Raw genomic sequence first — 19,039 nt, 5'->3', positions numbered from 1 at the left:
TCTGCCATGGCCGTTATATAATTTTAACGGACACTGGTCTGCATGATCAGTTCCCTGCGATACAAATCAAGTATTCTTGTTTTTGATATCATGCCTATAAACCTGTCATTTTCAACAACCGGTATGCTATCCATACGATTGATATCCATCATATCCAGCACCTCTTGCAGATCATTTTCCAAAGAAGCTGTAATGACTTCAGTATCCATGATCTGGTTTAAAAAAATCATATCATACATCCCTGGATCCAAGGTGAATTTTCGAATGGCATTAATTTGAATCACTCCTTTATAGTCATCTGTCCGGTCCTCAATTACAGGAAAAAAATTCTGACTTGAAGTTTTGATGATCTCAATAAATTCTCTGAAAACCATATTTTCCGATACCTTTATAAACCCTGTATCAATTAGTTCACTGACATTCAAATCAGACAAAATCCTAGCATCCGTACCAGGTCTTAAAAACTGTCCTCGCTCTATCAACTCTTTAAAATAAAAAGATGCCGGTTCAATATAGTGACTCATGGTTGATGAAATGGAGGATACAACAATTAGAGGCAGCATGGTTTCATAACCGCCTGTGATTTCAGCAATCAGAAAAATTCCGGTCAAAGGCGCCTGCATCACCCCGCTGATAATTCCCGTCATACCAAGCAGGGCATACGCACCTTCGCTGGCAACCCCGGCAGATGGGAATAAAATAAACAAAATTTTATGAAATAAAATACCGGTCAGACTTCCTATAACCAGACAGGGAGCAAATATTCCTCCTGATCCTCCCCACCCCAATGTCATGGCTGTGGCAAAAATTTTCGCAAAAACAGCCACAAGCGTAATAAAAATACCCATTGAAAAGGTACCTGAAATCATTGACTGAATAAAATGATATCCTTCTGCCAGCACAACCGGCATGAACATTCCGATGGCACCGACTGTGCAACCGCCGACAACAGCTCGAACCCATAAAGGAAAAGAAGATTTTTTAGCAAATTTTCCTGTCTGCCTTAACGCTTTTGTAAACAGAACCGATATTATGGCGGTAGAAACGGCAAGACCAACACTTGCCATGATATCCGGAAATCCGATTTGAAAAAGCTGGTGGTTGAAAATAACCTGTTCCGGAATAATGGCATTACTGATTTCTGCACCTGCCACGGCAGCAATTGCAATGGGAATAATATTCACAAATTTCCATTCTCCCAGAATCACTTCAATGGAAAAAACAAGACCTGCAATGGGAGCATTGAAAATAGATGCAATGGCACCTGCCGTGCCGCAACCGACAAGAGTAATGCGTTGCCGTTCGTTTAAACCAAGCAATTTGGCTATATTGGAACCAATAGAAGATCCACTCATGACCACAGGGGCTTCCGGCCCGGCAGATCCACCGCTTCCAATGGTCAAAAGACTGGAAATCAATCTTGAATAACTGGATCTAAAACGCAATAATCCGCCATATCTTGAAACAGCATATATGACTTCCGGCACACCATGTCCCGCACCTTCCCTGGCAATCCTGTCAAGGTAAAGAGAGGACAGCATCGCACCTATACCGGGCAAAACAAATGCCCACCAATAGTGACGGAATGGATGCAACCACTCCAGAACAAACTCAAGGGATAAACGAAGGGTAACTGCGGCCAGACCACTGCAGATTCCGGCAATGGAGCCTGCAATGATGAGCAGCAACCTGTCATCCAGATGAAACATTTTATGGTATAGGGTTTTATACCAGTTTTTTATAGTAACCACGAATTTTGCTGCTCCATTATTTACAACTACATTGGATTGGCTTTTTGAAGAACTTCAATTTTTTCAATCAGCTTGTCCTGATTGGGTTTTGATTTAAGAAAACTTATAAACTGACGGTCTCTTAAACAAAAAGATAAAGCAGATAATAAATGCAAATGCATTTTCAATTCCGGGCATAATATAAAAAAAAGGATTGATACGGGCTGGTTGTCCAATGCATTATATTCTACTGGATCAGCAAGAAAACAGATGGAAACCACAGGATTGTTTAAATAGCTCAATTGCTCTCTGGGATGGGGTATGGCAATCGCGTTTCCGATCCCGGTCGAAAGAGCCTGTTCCCTTTCAACCAAACGATCAAGAAGATCCGTCTTAAAATCATCCGGGATGATTGACATTTTTTCAATGGCATCCTTTAAAACACTATTTACATCATTTCCTTGAATATCAAAATAAATCCCGCCGTTATTCACGGCATCAGATAAGGAGATGATGGAATCCCCCTTTTTTTCAGGAGCGTCTTCATCTGAAAGATTCAGACAAATATTATGTGTGGATGCCCACTTTTTTAATTCACTTATATGAAATCGATACGTTGCACCAGTTTTGGAAACCGGCAGTTTTCCCTGCCGTACCCAGCGTTCGATGGTATCCGGGACAACTCCCAGCAGTTTTGATAAATCAAAAACTGAATACTCCATTTATTCTTCCTTACTTTTTTATATATATGAAAGTCTTTAAAAATCCAAACAGCGACTTTCAATTTTTGTTGTGAGTAAATCTGGACAAAAAAACAAATGCACCCTTTGCAGTCTATATGAAAGAACTTCTAATATGTTGGAATAAAATATCTTTCATTTCTTATTGTGGCAGATCAATCTGCCATGGCCGTTATTTGAAAAATGTCAACAACGCATGAAGATTTGTAAGCGGATGCGGAGGACAACCCGGTATAAAAAGATCCACAGGCAAAATGGAATCCAGACCACCTTCGGTTATTTCAGGACTTCCTCTGAAGGGACCGCCTGTTATGGCACAACTTCCAACAGCAATGACGACTTTTGGATCTGCAATGGCCTCATATGTCTGCAGCAAAGCTGTTTTCATATTTTTGGATACAGGTCCGGTCACAACAACGCCGTCTGCATGACGTGGGGATGCCACAAAGTTTATGCCGAAACGGGCCAGATCAAAAAACGGTGTTGCCAATACATTTAAATCGGCTTCACAGGCATTACACCCCCCTGCCGATACCTGCCTAAGCTGTAAAGACCGGCCGAACAATTTTTTAAAATGCTGCTTTGAGTGTTCGGCAAGAGCGGGAAGATTGCCATTGGTCAACAGATCTTGTTTGCCGGCAGTTGCCGTCTCAAAATCCCGGGTAAATGTTACAAATTCCCCTTTTGAAATACGTTCGCATGTGCCGCAGAATACGCACCTGCCCATATCAATTTTTTCTTGTTCTATATCAATGGCATCCTGGGGACACGCATTTGCACACATTTTTACAAGGTCAGGAGAAACAACTTTTTTTATCATGGGTTTTCCACGATAACGCTCAAATACAGCGGGTTTTTCATTAGGATAGTCACATGTCCTGTAACCTTGTTCAAATCTATTTTTAAGTGTAGTGAACATTTAATATTCTCTTTATTATTTTCTCATTTAACATGATGTTTAAATCTTATTATTTCACACTTTTTATAATCAAAGATCAAATCCGCAATAGGAAAGATTAAAACTTTTATTATTTAATGGAAAATCCGATATTCCCGTATTCCGCAGCGCCATTGCAAGACCGTTCCAGTTGTGAAAAGAGGGATCTTTGACCTTGTACCGAAGTATTTTTGCGTTGTCATCCGTCAACATCACATGTGATACTTCACCTCGCCAAGCCTCATTGACCGTGGCCACAAAAGAAGACGGCGCAAGATTATAATTGCTGTCATTCACACATCGGGTGTCGACAGGTACATTGATCAAAGATTGAATAATATGAATTGATTGCAAAATTTCATCATATCTCACTTTTGCACGGGCATATACATCACATTGTTTTTTTTTGTTTTCAGGAATATCCAGTTGGCCGTAATATTCTGTGGGAAAACTTCTTCTCACATCATAGGGAATACCGCTGGCCCTGCCAGCCGGTCCGACCAGACCCAATTGCCCGGCATCATGGCAGCTGACAATGCCGCAGTCTTCAAAACGGCCCCGTACGGTTGCAGCAGAAAAAAGAAGATCAAGAACATGTTCCACCTGGGGTTTTAATTCTCTGATCCTTTCATTCAGGGTTTTGCGAATATCATCAGAGAGTGAAAAACAGACTCCTCCGGGGCGTACCAGGCCTTTTCCAAACCGGTTTCCACATATCAAAAGCGACAAATTCAAAAAATCGCCTCGCATACGGCCAAAATAATTGGCTGGCGGCAAAAAGGCAACATCTCCGCTCAAGGCCCCAAGATCACCGATATGATTGGCAATCCGCTCCAGTTCCAAGGCAATGGTTCGAATTATTTTAGCCCCGGTATCCGGTTGAACCCGGGTCATTGCCTCAACCGCCTGGGCCATGCAAAGACCGTGACCAATTGTGGTATCTCCGGCAATATTTTCAGCCAGAATGGGCAATCTTTTTGCTTGAACATTATAAAAAAGGTTTTCAACACCCCTGTGCTGGTATCCCAGTTGTATTTCCAGATGAAGGACGCGCTCGCCAATGCAATTAAACCGGAAATGACCGGGTTCTATGACACCGGCATGAACAGGCCCGACAGCCACTTCATGGATTTCATCGCCTTCCACCTGATAATACTCGTACCTGCCCGGAATGTCTTCTTTATAATCATTACCAAAAACATCCTCTACATTCCGGCAGTTGGGATGATACCTGACCATTTTCAACCAGGGATGCCCCTCGGGCCTTATGCCGAATTGTTCGGCAATTTCCCTTTCAAACAGGTGAAACAGCTCATGTTTTTGAGTAAATGACGGATAAAACTCAGGTGCGTCACAGCCGGCCACAAGAAGTTTATTGGTTCGCAAAACTGCCATGAGCTTGATAGAGTCTTTTTCCTGATAAGCAAAATACTGGACCACCTTCCCACCCTCTTCTACAATGCTCAAAACATTATCATAAAATGCATTAAAGGGCAGGTGAGGAATTTTTTCCCGTGATATTTTCTCACCGTTTGAAATTTCTAAAAAAGCGTTCGTCATTTAAGTCCTCCGCCTATTGCAGTTACTGCCTCAACAATGGTTTGATATAATGTGTCCGGGATAAAAAAGCACAATATAAGAGATGTTAACAGCAGTATATATTGCGGCCATACAAGGCTGGCTTTTTCTGTTAAACAAACCTTTTTATTTGAATCACCTTTATCAGAGCTGTCATTATCAAAATTGTCGTTATTGTTATCAAAATTATTAAAGGCCATTTTCATTACCTGGTTTGCAAATCCGGCAAATATAACACAAAGGCTCAGAATAAAAATTCCCACTGCAACATAGTGACCGGTTCGAAATGCAGCCACAATAATAAACAGCTCCCCAATAAAAATCCCAAACGGAGGAAACCCTGCAATACCTGCAAATCCGGCAAAAAAAGCAATAAAGGTTTTTGGCATGCAGCGTATCATATCGCCTGTATTTTTAATCAGCCGATCTTTGTATCCCAGTAAAATATTTCCGGATGACAAAAACAGGGAGGATTTAATCAGGCTGTGGTGAATCATGCACAGCACGGCACCATAAACACCCAAACCACCTACACCTGTTCCAAAGGCGATGATCCCCATATTCTCGATACTGGAATAAGCGAGCATTCGTTTATATTCATTTTGTTTAAGAATAAAGGTTGCGGCTGCCAGAATGGACATCAAACCAAAAACAATCAGAATCATGCCGGCAAAATCGCCGAGTCCAGCTGCATGCATAATTTTATTTGTTTTAAAAATACCCAGATAGGCACAGTTTAACAGCACACCTGACAAAAGGGCTGAAGCAGGACTAGGAGCTTCGCTGTGGGCATCAGGAAGCCAGGTGTGCATCGGAGCCAGACCCATTTTTGTCCCGTACCCAACCAATATGAAAACAAACCCGGCTTTAAGCCACAGGGGGTCTAATTTTTGGGCGACACTTACAAGTGCCGGATAGGAGAGCGGTACATCAACGTTACCAATGTCCATTGCAAGGGTAATAAGAACCGATCCTAAAAGCGCCATGGCAATCCCTACAGAACATATGAGGACATATTTCCAGGTTGCTTCAAGGGATGCCGAAGATCTGTGGGTATAAATCAGCGGTGCGCTGGCAAGAGTTGTCGCTTCAATGGCAATCCACAAGACCATGATATGGTCGGATAGGGTTACCATTGTCATGGTTGACAAAAACAAAAGAATTGATCCTGAAAAAATATTTTCTTTTTGAATGTTATTTTCTTTCAAATACCCGATCGTATAAATGGAAATCAAAAAAAACAACAAAGAAATCACCAAAAGCGATAACAATCCTTCCGGAGTCACGGCAAAATAGTCTTTAAAAATTGATTCAGGTCTATTTTTCCAAAGAAGAAGGGACAAAAAAAGATGAATTGCTCCAGTACCGACTAACAGCTGACGACCGGCCCGTTTGGGAAGAAAAAAAGCCAGAATACCAGTGATAAAAGGAGCCAGAAAAACAATTTCTACCATAAAATAACACCTATTCCTTTAATGTTCTGAGGTGAGCGGTATCAACATCATCAAACGTTTGTTTGATATTTTGAAGTATAATGGCCATTATCATAACGCCGGCAAGCACATCGAGCAAAATACCGAATTCAACAATATGAAGGGCACGAACTGAAAATGTAGTTCCTACAAGGTAAATACCATTTTCCATTATGATATACCCCAATACCATTGCAATTGCATTACGCCGGGCCATCAGAAGAAACATTCCCGTAACCAGAAGAGCTATGGCAGTGGGAAATAAAAGCGTATATTCACTGATAGACGCAATATTCAGCTGACGGCTGATGAATGTTGCTGCAACTATTAATCCAAGACCACAGAGCATTGAGGCATGATATCCGATAATGGGTTGCACTTCTCTTTGAATAGCCACTTTTTTTATGACCATGTAAATGCTCATTGGAATAATAATGCCCCTTATGGATAAAGTGACAAGGGTAAAAACAATGCTGCCGCCCGTCATGTCATGCCCGATAAAAAGAGGAACGATAGATACCACAATTCCTTGAAAGGCAACGACTTTAATAAGCCCGGGCAGACGGCTTGAACCAAAAGAGAACAAAACCGAAAGCAGGACAAGAGACAAAATAGTGTCAACCGGATATAGCATCATTTGATAAACTCCAATGTAATAATGGTTGCAAAAAAGGCCAATGCAAAGGATGTCAGGACAAATTGCGGAACTTTATCCATTCGATAACGGGCCATGATGGATTCCATAATTCCAACAGCCATATATACAATAACAAGCCCGGCAATATACAAACCCAAAACCAGTCCGGGAATGCCCGGATCAAAGGGCAAAATCAGCCGTGAAATAAGGGTTGAATAGAAAAACAGCTTACAAAAAGAGCCCAGCTCAATCAAGCCCAAATCAGGTCCGCTGTGATCTAAAACCATAACTTCATGGATCATTGTAAGCTCAAGGTGTGTGGCAGGATCATCAACAGGAACTCTTGAATTTTCCGTCAACAGAATAATAAAAAAGGAAATCACTACAAACAATAATGGGGCACCTGCCATATTCCACAATGCAAGGGTGTTTTTTCCCGCAAAATAAGCGGATAACTGAAGCTCGCCGGTCAATCCATAAAACAAGATTAAAATCATAAAAGTTGCAGCTTCACAAATAATCGGAAAATAAGCTTCTCTTGCCGCCCCCATACCCTCAAACGGGGAAGCTGTATCCATTGCGGCTGCAATTGTAAAAAAACGGCCAAGTCCCATAATGTATAAAACAAAAATAATATCCCCGTTAAATGAAAAAATCGGAGGATATCCGGCAATGGGCAGAAACATGAGTGCAGTGATGGCACAAGCAAATGACACAATCGGCCCGAGCTTAAATACAACTGTGGTACTGTTGCTGTAAACCGATCCTTTTTTAAAAAGCTTGATCAGTGTGTAATAATTAATCATCAATGGCGGTCCTTTTTTCCCTCCGAAAAAAGCCTTTATTTTAAGAATAACTGCTGAAAAAAAAGGTGCCGTTAAAATTGCAAGAAACCAAAGAATAATGGATTCAATCATAAAATTTTCCCATTTGAATTTATTTTTTTTTATATGAAAGTCTTCAAAAATCCAAACAGCGACTTTCATGTTTTGTTGTGGGCAAACCAGGATGAAATACCAGGTCTGCCCGTGGCAGTTATATGAAAAACAATACTGATACAATCGCCAGTAAAATATAGCCAATATACAGATGAATATCCCCGTGCTGAATCCATCTTAATTTATCGAACAGGCTCAGCAACGGACGAACGATAACTTTTTCCATGTGAAGTTCTGCAATGTCATGTACGTGACTGCGGTAATATGTTTTTAAAGGAAACAGTCCCTTGATTGGAGGATGATCTTCTTTTAACGGTGCCACCGGACTGAAAAACTCAAGCAAGAATGCTGCATAGGATGACCCTGTATACTGCATTCTGACCGTGGGCCGTGTAAAACCGCATCCCCAGGTCCCGGATCTGGTGATGGTTTTTCCCCGGTAGTAATACCAACGAAGTGCAATCACCAGCAATAAAACAACCAGAAAAATCATTGCAGCAAGAGTAATATTGACTGCCATCCCCTCAAAGGGCGCTAACGGGATATTGCCGTAATCCAGTCCCAAAGCACAAACTGCTTTAACGGACATTTGAATAAAAATCCATGGAAATATACCGATAAGAATACAGGTGCCCGCAAGAATCGACATGGATACCAGCATGGTTAAACCTTTTTCATTTACATTCTCTGCGGCTTTGGTCCTGGGCTCACCTTGAAAAACAACCCCCACCACTTTGGTAAAGCAAGCCAGTGCAAGTCCTCCGATAATCGCCAGGCTGATAATGGCAACAATGCTCATAACAAAAGCAGACTCATCAAGGGCAACCCCTTTAAATCCGCCCATATAAATCAAAAATTCACTGACAAATCCGTTAAAAGGCGGCAGCCCTGAAATGGCCAGAGATCCAATAATAAAAGTTGTTCCAGTGATTTTCATTGATTTAAGCAAACCGCCCAGGGCATCAATGGAACTGCTTCCTGTTTTGTGAAGAACCATGCCTGCACCCATAAACAAAAGTGACTTAAAAACAGCATGGTTGAGAACATGAAGAAATCCGCCGGAAAATCCAAGAACTGCCATCAGCGGATGTCCGGATGAAACTCCAATCATGCCGATACCCAGACCTATTAAAATAATGCCGATATTCTCAACGCTGTGATAAGCCAGCAATCGTTTGAGATCGTGCTGGCCCAGGGCATATACAACCCCCAGGACACCTGAAACCACCCCGGCAATAAGAACAATATTTCCGAAAATCGGCGTGTGAAAATTCAGCAGGGCATACATTCTTATGATACCGTAAATACCGGTTTTGATCATAACTCCTGACATGACCGCAGAAATATGACTCGGGGCTGCAGGATGTGCATGGGGCAACCAGACATGAAAGGGAAATACACCTGCTTTTGAACCAAATCCGACAAACGAAAAAATAAATATCACAATTTTTGCGGAGTCGGGAATAGCCGCCATTGAGCCGAATCCAAAGCTCCCGGTGTAACCGTAAATAATTCCAAATGCAGCGAATATGAACATGGCACCAACATGGGAAAAAACAAAATATAAAAACCCGGCTTTTCTGTTTTCAGGCAAATCATAATTGTAAATGACCAGAAAAAAAGAAGACAGGGACATGATTTCCCAAAAAAGCATGAAGGTGATTATATTTGATGCAGTTACAACCAATGCCATGGCTGCAATCAGGAAACTGAAAAACAAATAGTTCACCGCGATTTTCACTGAATTTTCTGTCTGATTCATGTAATGGAAACTGTAAATGGCGGCAAGCAGAGAAACACCGAAAATGGCCATCAAAAAGAATGCGGAAAGTCCGTCCATTTGAAAGGCCAGTGAAAAACCATTTAAGTATTCAAAGAACGCCACCATATCACTGCCTGTCCCCATAAGTTGTGCAACTGCAGTGATAACCCCTGAAAGACATCCTGCACTCAACAAAACAACTGTAATAATTTTTGTTGATTTGCTGTGCTGTGCAAAAACAAGGGAGAAAAAGCCTCCAAATAAAATCATCATTATTGATATAAAAAATTGACTCATAAATTCCCCGCTCTCATAAATTCTCCCACTTTATTTTTATTTGCTGTTCACTGCTGTATAACTTTTGTTTTTTAAAGCAAAACTTTACATTTATATAAAAAAATCAAATTTTGTCAATAAAAGAAAAAAAACAACTTGACTAATAAAAATTTTACCAGACTTTCCTTGACAAAAAGCAACTTCCCATCCTATTTAAGACCAATTTATGAATTTAAGGGGTCGATATAACCCTGGAAGAATTATATTAACTTTAGGAGAATAATATTAACATGAGTACTGATGCAACAGCTTTAACAGGTTCGAATTTTGACTGGAAACGTGTCCTTTTTCTTTTAATTGGTCTTACACTTTTTTTTGTTGTTAATTTTGCACCGCCATGGCCGGATGCCATTGATCCTACAGGAAAACATTTTGTGTTGAGCAAAGAGGCCAAGGGTGCCCTGGCCGTGTTTCTTTTAGGGGGTACCTGGTGGGTGTTTGAAGTGGTTCCCATTGGTGTTACAAGTCTTACCATCGGTGTGCTGCAGGTTCTGTTTATGATCCGGCCTGCAAATTCGGCATTTAAGGATTTTATGACCCCGTCAGTCCTTTTTATTTTTGCTTCGCTTGTCATTGGCATGGTCTTCACCAAAACAGGTCTGACAAAACGCCTGGCCTATAAGATGCTGGCTGTTGTGGGGGAAAAAACCAGCATGATTTATCTGGGGTGTTTTGTTGTAACCGCTGCCCTGACCCATATCATGGCCCATACTGCCGTGGCTGCAACCATGTATCCGCTTTTAATGACTATTTACAGTATGTATACGGATGATGAAACTCCCACCAAATTCGGTAAAGGCTTGTTCATGGGAATGGCTTTTGTTGCCGGTGCCGGAAGTATCGTAACCCTTCTGGGTGCGGCAAGGGGTGCAGTTGCTCTTGGTTTTTTCAAGGATATTATCGGAAGAGACGTCTCTTTTTTTGAACTTACCTTTTATATGTTCCCTGTTGGATGGGCCATGACCTTTCTTTTGTGGGGATTTTTCATGATTTTTTTCAAGCCTGAAAGAGCAACTATTCCGGGGCTTCGCGAAAAAGCAAAAAAACTGAGTGTTGCAATGGGAAAAATCACAAAAAATGAAATCATTGCTGCAATAATCATTTTTGCCTGTATTTTTGTTATGTCTGTGAAACAATTTGTCCCGTTTTTAAAACCGGTTGACAAAACCGCCATCATTTTGACTTCAACAATTCTCTTTTTTGTATTGCGTATACTGGATATCAAGGATCTTGAATCCATTCCCTGGAATATTATCCTGCTGTTCGGCGGTGCCATGAGTATTGGGTTCTGCCTTTGGGAAACAGGTGCCGCAGAATGGCTGGCCATCAACTGGCTGACCATGTTCCAGAAATCAAACTATTTTGTCTTTATCATGAGTATTGCATTTTTTGTCATGATCATGACCAATTTTATCATGAATGTTGCAGCCATTGCCATTTCCCTGCCGGTTGCTTTGGTTATTGCACCCTATCTGGGTGTGGCACCTGAAGTTATCCTTTTTGCCGCTCTTGTCACCGCAGGTATGCCGTTTCTGTTGCTTGTTGGTGCGGCACCCAATGCCATTGCCTATGATTCAAAACAGTTTACAACAGGAGAATTTTTCCTCTTTGGAATTCCTGCCAGTATAATGCTAATGATTGTAATTGCAGTTGCAGTTGCAGTTGTATGGCCGATTATGGGTATGCCGATACTGGTAAAATAATAATGCTTGTGGTATTATTTTATTACCTTGACACTCTCTCCTATCATGGGAATGTCCATACTGGTAAAATAATTACCCAAGTTGAGGAGGAACAATCATGAAAGATAAACAAGTTAAAGAAGTAATGATTCCACTATCCGATTATGCAACTGTTTCAGAAGAGGAAACCCTTGTAAATGCTATTAAAGAGCTTCAACAGTCCAGGAATAATACACAATTAAATCATAAACACCGAGCTGTGCTGGTTTACGGTAAAGATAACCAGATTACGGGGAAACTGAGTATCCGATGCATCTTAAAAGCACTTGAGCCCAAGTACCGGCAGTTTGAACACCCTGAAAGTATTGGAAATATTGGATTGTCACGATTTGGCTTCAATAACGATTTTCTCAAATCTCTTCTTGACAACTTCAACCTATGGGATGAAACCTTGGAAGAACTGGTCAAAAAGGCATCTAAGCTGAAAGTTAAAAATGTCATGTATACCCCCTCCAGCGGGGAATATGTTGATGAAAACGCACCGATTTCAGAGGCAGTTCATCAGTTTATACTGGGTTGCCACCAGTCACTTCTTGTCCTCAAAGAAGATAAGGTTGTCGGTATTATACGACTGCCTGATATTTTTGATCTGGTCTGCGAAATCCTGGTATAAAATTCAGTAATCCATCAAAAAAAGCTGTCTGTATGGGTAGTCATACAGACAGCTTTAATATTTTTGCAGACAGCCTTAATAAACAAATAATTGCCTGACAAACCAAATAGCGACTTGCATTATTTGTTGCAGGCAAACATTAGTGAAATACCAAGCCTGACATGGCAGTTAATATGGAAATATCTTTAGATCTAACCACAATATTTTACATATATCTATTTGGATATTTCAGTTTTAAGCTTAATATTGTACTTATCAATTTTGGAATGAAGAGTAGGTCGTGACATACTTAATAATTTTGCAGCCTGGGAACGGTTTCCGTTGGTTATTTTCAAAGCCTCGGCAACAACGATACTTGAAAGTGTATCAATAAAATCATCAAAACTGTATGTTTCAGACGGATTGGATAATACCTGCCGTACCCACTCTTGAATAATATTTAATTCGATTTCTTCAGTAAATTTAATTTTTTCTTTTTTATTTATAACCTGTTCAAGATCTGCCTTAGAAATCGGAGCTCCCCTGTTGAAAATCATTACTTTTTGAATCAGGTTTGACAATTCCCTTATGTTTCCTGGCCAGTCATAATGGTTCAGGCGAGTTAACGCTTCTTTTTGAATGCTTGGATTATCAATCTTTAATTCAGTGGAAAATTTAGCCATATAATATGAAATCAAATTATTTATATCTTCTCGTCTTTCTCTCAATGGCGGCAGTTCAATGGTCACAACTTTTAATCGAAAATATAAATCTTCCCGGAATTTTTCTTCTTTTATTGCCTGTTCCAGGTTTTTATTTGTTGCAGCAATAATGCGCACATCAACCGGAATGGTTTCTTCACCCCCCAGCCTTTCAATACTTTTTTCCTGCAGCAGCCTTAAAATCTTGGCTTGTATATTTAACGGCATATCCCCGATTTCATCCAGAAACACAGTACCGCTGTTAGCCTGTTCTATTTTTCCGATATGCCGCTGTGAAGCTCCGGTAAAAGCCCCTTTTTCATAGCCAAACAATTCACTTTCAAGAAGATTTTCAGGTATGGCAACACAATTGATAATTAAAAAAGCCTTGTCCGACCGAATCCCATGCTGATACACAGCCCTTGCCACCAATTCTTTTCCAGTCCCTGATTCTCCCAGTATTAAAACGGTTGCATCGGTTTGAGATACCCGGCCGATTGATTTGTATACATTTTGCATAAGTTTGCTTTGGCCTATAATGGCATCTCCTGACTGTTTTTCAGGAACAGCATCCACTTCAACCGGAGATCTCATAAAATATCCAGCTTCTATTGCAAGTTCGATCAGGTTGAGCATCTCCGGCACATCGAACGGTTTGAGAACATAATCATAAGCGCCCATCTTGGTGGCTTCTATGGCAATCTGGGTTGTGCCATAGGCAGTCACAATTATGACCGGCAGTTTTGAATCAATTTTTTTTATCTGTTTGAATGTTTCCATCCCATTTATCCCGGGCAACCGCATATCCAGGATAACCAGATCCAAAGCATTCTGTTTAACAATTTCAATGCCGGCCTCACCTGAAGCTGCACTGATCACCGCATACTTTTCCTCTTTTAAAAGCTTACAAAAACTTTTTCGCAATTGATCATCATCATCAATAACCAGAATTGTATCCATATTATGCATCCTTTATGGGAAGTGTAATAATAAAAGATGAACCCTGGCCCTGTTCACTGGATACATCCAGCCACCCCCCGTGTTCATTTATGATATTAAACGCTATGCTCAGACCAAGACCGGTTCCGTCATCTTTTGTGGTGAAAAAAGGATTAAATACCTGCTTCTTGATTTCCTGAGAGATTCCCGCACCATCATCAATAATTCTGATAACCACAACTTTTTTTAGAGGCTCCACATAATTTTCTTCTTCCTGGATGATAATCAAACCGGTTTTATTCATGGCTTCACAGGCATTGATCATGATATTCACAATCACTTCCTTGAGCTGTTCAGGATCTATAAATGTTTCGGCAAGGGGACGATGCCGGATTAACCGGGTACTCACATTATAAGATTTTAACCGCTGTCCCAGCAGACGAAGGGCACTGTCCACAACAATTGAAGGACTCATTTTTTTCATCCTCAATTTGGGCGGACGGGAAAATTCCAAAAAATTTTCAACAATTTTATTGATCTGTTTAATTTCTCCTGTGATCACATTGAAATCTTCTTGTTGATAATTTGTAAAATCACACGACCGGTTTAATGAAAAAAGCCTCATTTTTACAGACGTCAATGGATTTCGGATACTATGAGCTGTTCCGGCAGCCAGTTTACCCAGTAACGCCATTTTTTCCGACTGCATAAGGGTTTCCTGGCTCCGCTTTAATTGTTGATGGGCCTGTTCTGAATTTTCAATCAGACCGTGGACACTTTGTTTTAATGCAGCCACTTCATTTCCAGAAGAATTTGATTCTCCCAGCAAATCAGCTTCTGCCGCCAGTTTTCGAATAGGTTCCAAGATATGGCGGGCAAAAATATAATTTATCATAAGGCTCAGGACAACAACCGTAATAATGGCAAGAAGGGCAATATATCTGAGTTGATTGGATTCCATACGGCTTGTGTTGATGGCATCTGAAATTTTGTCTTTATGAAAAGTTTTAAATGCTTCACATAACTCCAGAATTTTAAAAAAATGTTGCCGCACATTCTTGTGGAGACTACTTCCCTTGTCATAATTACCGGATTTATAAAATTCAATGACTTTCTTTTTTATATTAACATAATAATCGTATTCAGATTCAATCTGAGCCACGGAATCTTTTTCCCATTGTTCTTCAACCAAAGACTTGACGGTTACCAGGTGTTCATTGAAAAGCTGCTTATATTTATTAAGCTGATCAATCCATGCCGGGTCACCGTCAAGCAGGTAATACGACACAAATCCTTTCTGATTTACAAGGGATGTGCCAAGGGCTTCAGCAGATTGATAAATCACAATATTTTTATCAATAATATCACTGAAAATTTTTTCTATCTTATAAGTATACCAGACCATGAGTACCGCACCAACCATTGTAATACACAAAAGGATGGCATTGACCAGGTAGACCCTGTTTTTAAGACTCAACTGGACTGTAATTTTTTTCATAATTCCGGATGCAGACCTTTTAACCTCTTGAATTTAGAAAATTTTAATTCATACCCGCTTTATACAAATACATATAAACGCCTATACATCTCCGCTTCGCCGGAGAAGAAGCCTGACTTCAGCCTGCCGGATTCGCTCTTCGTGTTCATCTTTTCGTTTTCTGGCATTTTCCAGTTTGATTTTTATATCTTCAAAATCAGCCGGTTTCATCAAATAATCAAATGCACCCAGTTTCATACCATCCACTGCGGTTTCCGTTGACCCGTGACCTGTCAGCATAATGACTTCAACAATGGGATAAAGCTTTTTAATCTGTTTTAAAGTTTCAATTCCGTCCATGCCCGGCATCCTGATATCCAGGAAAACCACATCAATGCCTCCTTTTTCCAAAGCCTTCAACGCCTCATTGCCACTGTAGGCTGTGGAGACTTTCTCACCCTGCTGCTCCAGGCGCAGGGAAAACATTTCAACAAAATCTTTTTCGTCATCAACTATCAGGACTTTTGCTGGTATTTTTATCATTTTTCTTCACTCCTTGAATAATTAATTATCTCAATAGTCATATTGTATCTTACTATAATTATATATTATTTCACTATATTTACATACCATTATACTGTATTTGCGCACATTGTTTTCATTCAAGCCTTTTTGGCAGATTAATCATAAAACTGCTTCCCTTACCCAAAGTGCTTTCAACCGTCACCTCACCACTCAGACTGGAAATGATTTTATGAACCACAAAAAGCCCTAGACCGGTTCCTTCATCAAAAGGTTTAGTTGTAAAAAACGGATCAAATATCTTTCCTAAATTCTTTTTAGGTATGCCGATTCCATTATCTTTAATTTCAAGATTGATATCAACATCGGTTTCCCACAAAGACAATGTAATAATACCATTATTCTTCACCGCATGAACCGCATTGCTCAAAAGATTTATGAGAATCTGACGGATCTGATAAGGATCACTCCATAGAACCTTTTTTTTCTTATCTGTTTTCCATTTAATCTGTATGTTTTTTTCTTCCACTTCCCTTTCAAGCAATCCTAATGTTTCACCCAGCAAGGCTTTCAGGTCAACTTCTGAAATCTGAGATTTCTGTTTTTTAACATGGCCCAGAAGCTGATGGGTAATTTTACGGGCCCGTTTAATACTTTTTTCTATTTTTTCTATCCCCAGCAGCAATGCTTCTTTCTGGGGTATCCTTGACATTTCCGGTTGAATGATCACCTGCTTCATAAAACCTGCAGATTCATTGATGATGGCCAGAGGATTGTTTATTTCATGGGCAATGCCGGTGGACATGGTGCCCAGAGAGACTAGCCGTTCCGTATCAATCATTTTTTTTTCCAGCTTTGCACGGTATTCCAGCTCTTTTTGTTTTTCTTCCTCCAGCCGAATCATTTCAAAGGCCTGTTTGATTTTATTTACCAGGTGATCAAGTTCCACAGGTTTGGTTAAATAATCAAAAGCACCTGCTTTTATTCCTTCAATTCCATCTGAAACTGTAATATTTCCTGTTAAAAGAATAACCTGAATCTTTTTATACGCCTGTTTAATAGCTTTTAATGTATCAATCCCGCTTATACCGGGCATTTTAACATCCAGAACAACCACACCTACAGGCTTACGGCCAAGAATATCCAGGCACTCTTCTCCACTTGAAGCCTGAATAGGGACAAACCCTCTTTTCCCAAGCCTCTTGGCGATTGTCGTTCGGAAACCATCTTCATCATCCACCAGAAGAAGACCGGGCCTATCATTATTGCCGTTATTCATACTTTATTCTTTACACCTTTATCTTACAAAAATTATCCTAAATTAACCCCAGGATTCTCCACCACACGGCTGCAACCACAACTAAAACCGTCAATAAAACAGGTGTGGCAACCAACCCTACTTTAGTCAGATCGGATGATTTAAAATACCGGTAACTGTATGCAATGGCATTGGGGGGACATCCGATAACAAGTAGCATGGCAAAAGAAGTGGCTGTTCCCAGACAAAGGGACAGGATCGTCGGGTCCACACCTTCAAGCTGTGCCATGGGAATGACAATGGGAAGAATCAGCGCGGCCGCAGCAACATTAGCCATTGCGTTTGTTACCAAAGCCCCGAAAACACCTACGCCAACAAAAAGAACCAGCCAGCCTTTTCCCTGAATCAAAGGAAAAAACAAATGGGCAAAGTAATCTGCAGCCCCGGAATACCCCATGGCCAGGCCCAGTGAAATTCCGCCGCCGAAAATAAACAATGCCGTTCCCCATTCCAGGTTGTCATTGATATCCCGCCATTTTAATGCTTTGAACAATACCAGGCAAGCCACGCCCAGCATACCGGTTACGGAATAATCCATTCCGTGAAGACCCTTGGTCAACCAGAGTAAAAACGAACAGGCTATAATGGCAACTGTTTTTTTCTCAAGTGACGTCATTGGACCCAAATCTTCATCAAAATCAGGCAGCTTGAATTTTGGGTCAGGCCTGAAAACCACATACACAATGCATACGGCAATCGGCACTGTAATAAACGCTGCAGGCATGCAATATAGCATCCAGTCAAAAAAAGTGATCTCAATACCTGTAAATTCTTTTAAAAAAGCTGCGGAAACCATACATCGCCCTCCGCCCACAAGAGTTCCCATACCGCCGCAAGAGCAGGCAAATGGCAATGACAGCATCATAAACTTGGCTGTATTGGTATGGGGTTCTATACCAACAGCGCGCATCAGCGGCAGCATGGTCACGATTCCAATGGCACAGGCTGCGGCATCATGCATGAACGATGAAGCAAGTCCAAGTCCTATGGCAATAATAAAGGTAAACCGGGTAATACTGTTTCCTGCTTTTTTGATGATAAAATATCCCAGACGTTTGGTTAAACCGGCTTTATCAAGTGCAATTGCAAAAATCAGGCAGCACATGATAAAAATAACTACCGGATGCATATAAGGAGCCCACGCAGTTTTTACATCTGTAATCTGCATGATGACCAGAAAAACCCCTATACAAACCGCAGTTATTTCAAGTGGAATCGGCTCAATTACAAACAATATGACCAGAACGGCAAGGATCGATAAAAATCTTTTAGCCTTTGGTGAAAGCCCGTTAACATAATCAACAGTAACGGTATCCAGATTCAAAGTCTTTGCTTTTTGTTCTAAAAATTTAGCTCTTCCCTCAAGAGAACCTGGTGAGTTTGCCTTTAAAACATATGATTCTGTTGGAATTTTTCCTTCAGGCATAACAGTAAAATGTTGTGTCACATTCTGTAAAAGGATTCGGCCGGTATCACCTGAAATTTTAAACTGTGTTCCTTCCGGCCTTGGAAGAAGAAAAACAATAACACCTATCAACACCGCAACACAGAGTTTAAATCCATTAGTCTTATAAAACATATCTTCTCCTTAACAACTCAACTCATATTTATATTTTTT

General features: G+C 40.6%; 15 protein-coding genes. 2 read left to right on the top strand and 13 right to left on the bottom strand.

All coding sequences use genetic code 11. From position 1 onward, the window contains the following. Window positions 1–23: 23 nt before the first annotated feature. From TOL2_RS10490 to TOL2_RS10455, 8 genes are all read right to left on the bottom strand, one after another. Window positions 24–1,751: a chloride channel protein gene (locus tag TOL2_RS10490; RefSeq protein ID WP_014957449.1), complete on the bottom strand. Its 1,728-nt coding sequence runs from the start codon at window positions 1,749–1,751 to the stop codon at window positions 24–26. Window positions 1,752–1,777: 26 nt separating this feature from the next. Then, window positions 1,778–2,452, bottom strand: a complete 675-nt coding sequence (locus TOL2_RS10485; RefSeq protein ID WP_014957448.1) for a PTS sugar transporter subunit IIA — start codon at window positions 2,450–2,452, stop codon at window positions 1,778–1,780. 190 nt (window positions 2,453–2,642) lie between these two features. Next, window positions 2,643–3,290, bottom strand: coding sequence for an NADH-quinone oxidoreductase subunit B family protein (locus tag TOL2_RS10480; protein ID WP_232508120.1), 648 nt, complete (start codon window positions 3,288–3,290; stop codon window positions 2,643–2,645). 168 nt (window positions 3,291–3,458) lie between these two features. Next, the gene (locus tag TOL2_RS10475; RefSeq protein WP_014957446.1) at window positions 3,459–4,967 is read right to left on the bottom strand and encodes a hydrogenase large subunit; all 1,509 of its coding nucleotides are present in this window, start codon (window positions 4,965–4,967) and stop codon (window positions 3,459–3,461) included. Next, window positions 4,964–6,439, bottom strand: coding sequence for a proton-conducting transporter transmembrane domain-containing protein (locus tag TOL2_RS10470; RefSeq protein ID WP_014957445.1), 1,476 nt, complete (start codon window positions 6,437–6,439; stop codon window positions 4,964–4,966). Before TOL2_RS10470 ends, TOL2_RS10475 begins: the two co-directional genes overlap by 4 nt. Before the next feature lie 10 nt (window positions 6,440–6,449). After that, window positions 6,450–7,094 carry an NADH-quinone oxidoreductase subunit K gene (locus TOL2_RS10465; protein WP_051012343.1) on the bottom strand — a complete coding sequence of 215 codons (645 nt, stop codon included), beginning with the start codon at window positions 7,092–7,094 and terminating at the stop codon, window positions 6,450–6,452. Then, window positions 7,091–8,011, bottom strand: coding sequence for a respiratory chain complex I subunit 1 family protein (locus TOL2_RS10460; protein ID WP_014957443.1), 921 nt, complete (start codon window positions 8,009–8,011; stop codon window positions 7,091–7,093). Before TOL2_RS10460 ends, TOL2_RS10465 begins: the two co-directional genes overlap by 4 nt. Before the next feature lie 118 nt (window positions 8,012–8,129). After that, complete coding sequence (locus TOL2_RS10455; protein WP_014957442.1) at window positions 8,130–10,091, bottom strand: proton-conducting transporter transmembrane domain-containing protein; 1,962 nt, start codon at window positions 10,089–10,091, stop codon at window positions 8,130–8,132. A 269-nt stretch (window positions 10,092–10,360) separates the two neighbouring features. Between TOL2_RS10455 and TOL2_RS10450 the strand changes: the two genes are divergently transcribed. Both TOL2_RS10450 and TOL2_RS10445 read left to right on the top strand, forming a co-directional pair. Further along, a complete protein-coding gene (locus TOL2_RS10450; protein ID WP_014957441.1) occupies window positions 10,361–11,833 on the top strand; it encodes an SLC13 family permease in 1,473 nt (490 codons plus the stop codon). 97 nt (window positions 11,834–11,930) lie between these two features. Next, complete coding sequence (locus TOL2_RS10445; RefSeq protein ID WP_014957440.1) at window positions 11,931–12,485, top strand: CBS domain-containing protein; 555 nt, start codon at window positions 11,931–11,933, stop codon at window positions 12,483–12,485. A 215-nt stretch (window positions 12,486–12,700) separates the two neighbouring features. Here TOL2_RS10445 and TOL2_RS10440 read toward each other — a convergent pair whose 3' ends face one another. The 5 genes from TOL2_RS10440 to TOL2_RS10420 all read right to left on the bottom strand — a co-directional run bounded on the left by TOL2_RS10440 (window position 12,701) and on the right by TOL2_RS10420 (window position 19,000). Continuing rightward, window positions 12,701–14,125 carry a sigma-54-dependent transcriptional regulator gene (locus tag TOL2_RS10440; RefSeq protein WP_014957439.1) on the bottom strand — a complete coding sequence of 475 codons (1,425 nt, stop codon included), beginning with the start codon at window positions 14,123–14,125 and terminating at the stop codon, window positions 12,701–12,703. Window position 14,126: 1 nt separating this feature from the next. After that, window positions 14,127–15,602, bottom strand: a complete 1,476-nt coding sequence (locus tag TOL2_RS10435) for an ATP-binding protein (protein WP_014957438.1) — start codon at window positions 15,600–15,602, stop codon at window positions 14,127–14,129. A gap of 81 nt (window positions 15,603–15,683) precedes the next feature. Then, window positions 15,684–16,124 carry a sigma-54-dependent transcriptional regulator gene (locus tag TOL2_RS10430; protein ID WP_014957437.1) on the bottom strand — a complete coding sequence of 147 codons (441 nt, stop codon included), beginning with the start codon at window positions 16,122–16,124 and terminating at the stop codon, window positions 15,684–15,686. Between the two features lie 115 nt (window positions 16,125–16,239). Further along, on the bottom strand, window positions 16,240–17,382 hold the full coding sequence (locus TOL2_RS10425) for a hybrid sensor histidine kinase/response regulator (protein WP_083863560.1): 1,143 nt from the start codon (window positions 17,380–17,382) through the stop codon (window positions 16,240–16,242). A gap of 37 nt (window positions 17,383–17,419) precedes the next feature. Then, window positions 17,420–19,000: an SLC13 family permease gene (locus TOL2_RS10420; protein ID WP_014957435.1), complete on the bottom strand. Its 1,581-nt coding sequence runs from the start codon at window positions 18,998–19,000 to the stop codon at window positions 17,420–17,422. Window positions 19,001–19,039: the final 39 nt, after the last annotated feature.

The sequence above is a fragment of the Desulfobacula toluolica Tol2 genome (assembly GCF_000307105.1).
GTDB lineage: Bacteria > Desulfobacterota > Desulfobacteria > Desulfobacterales > Desulfobacteraceae > Desulfobacula > Desulfobacula toluolica.
The sequence above is the reverse complement of the archived record's forward strand: the minus strand, read 5'-3'. Positions and strand labels throughout refer to the sequence as shown.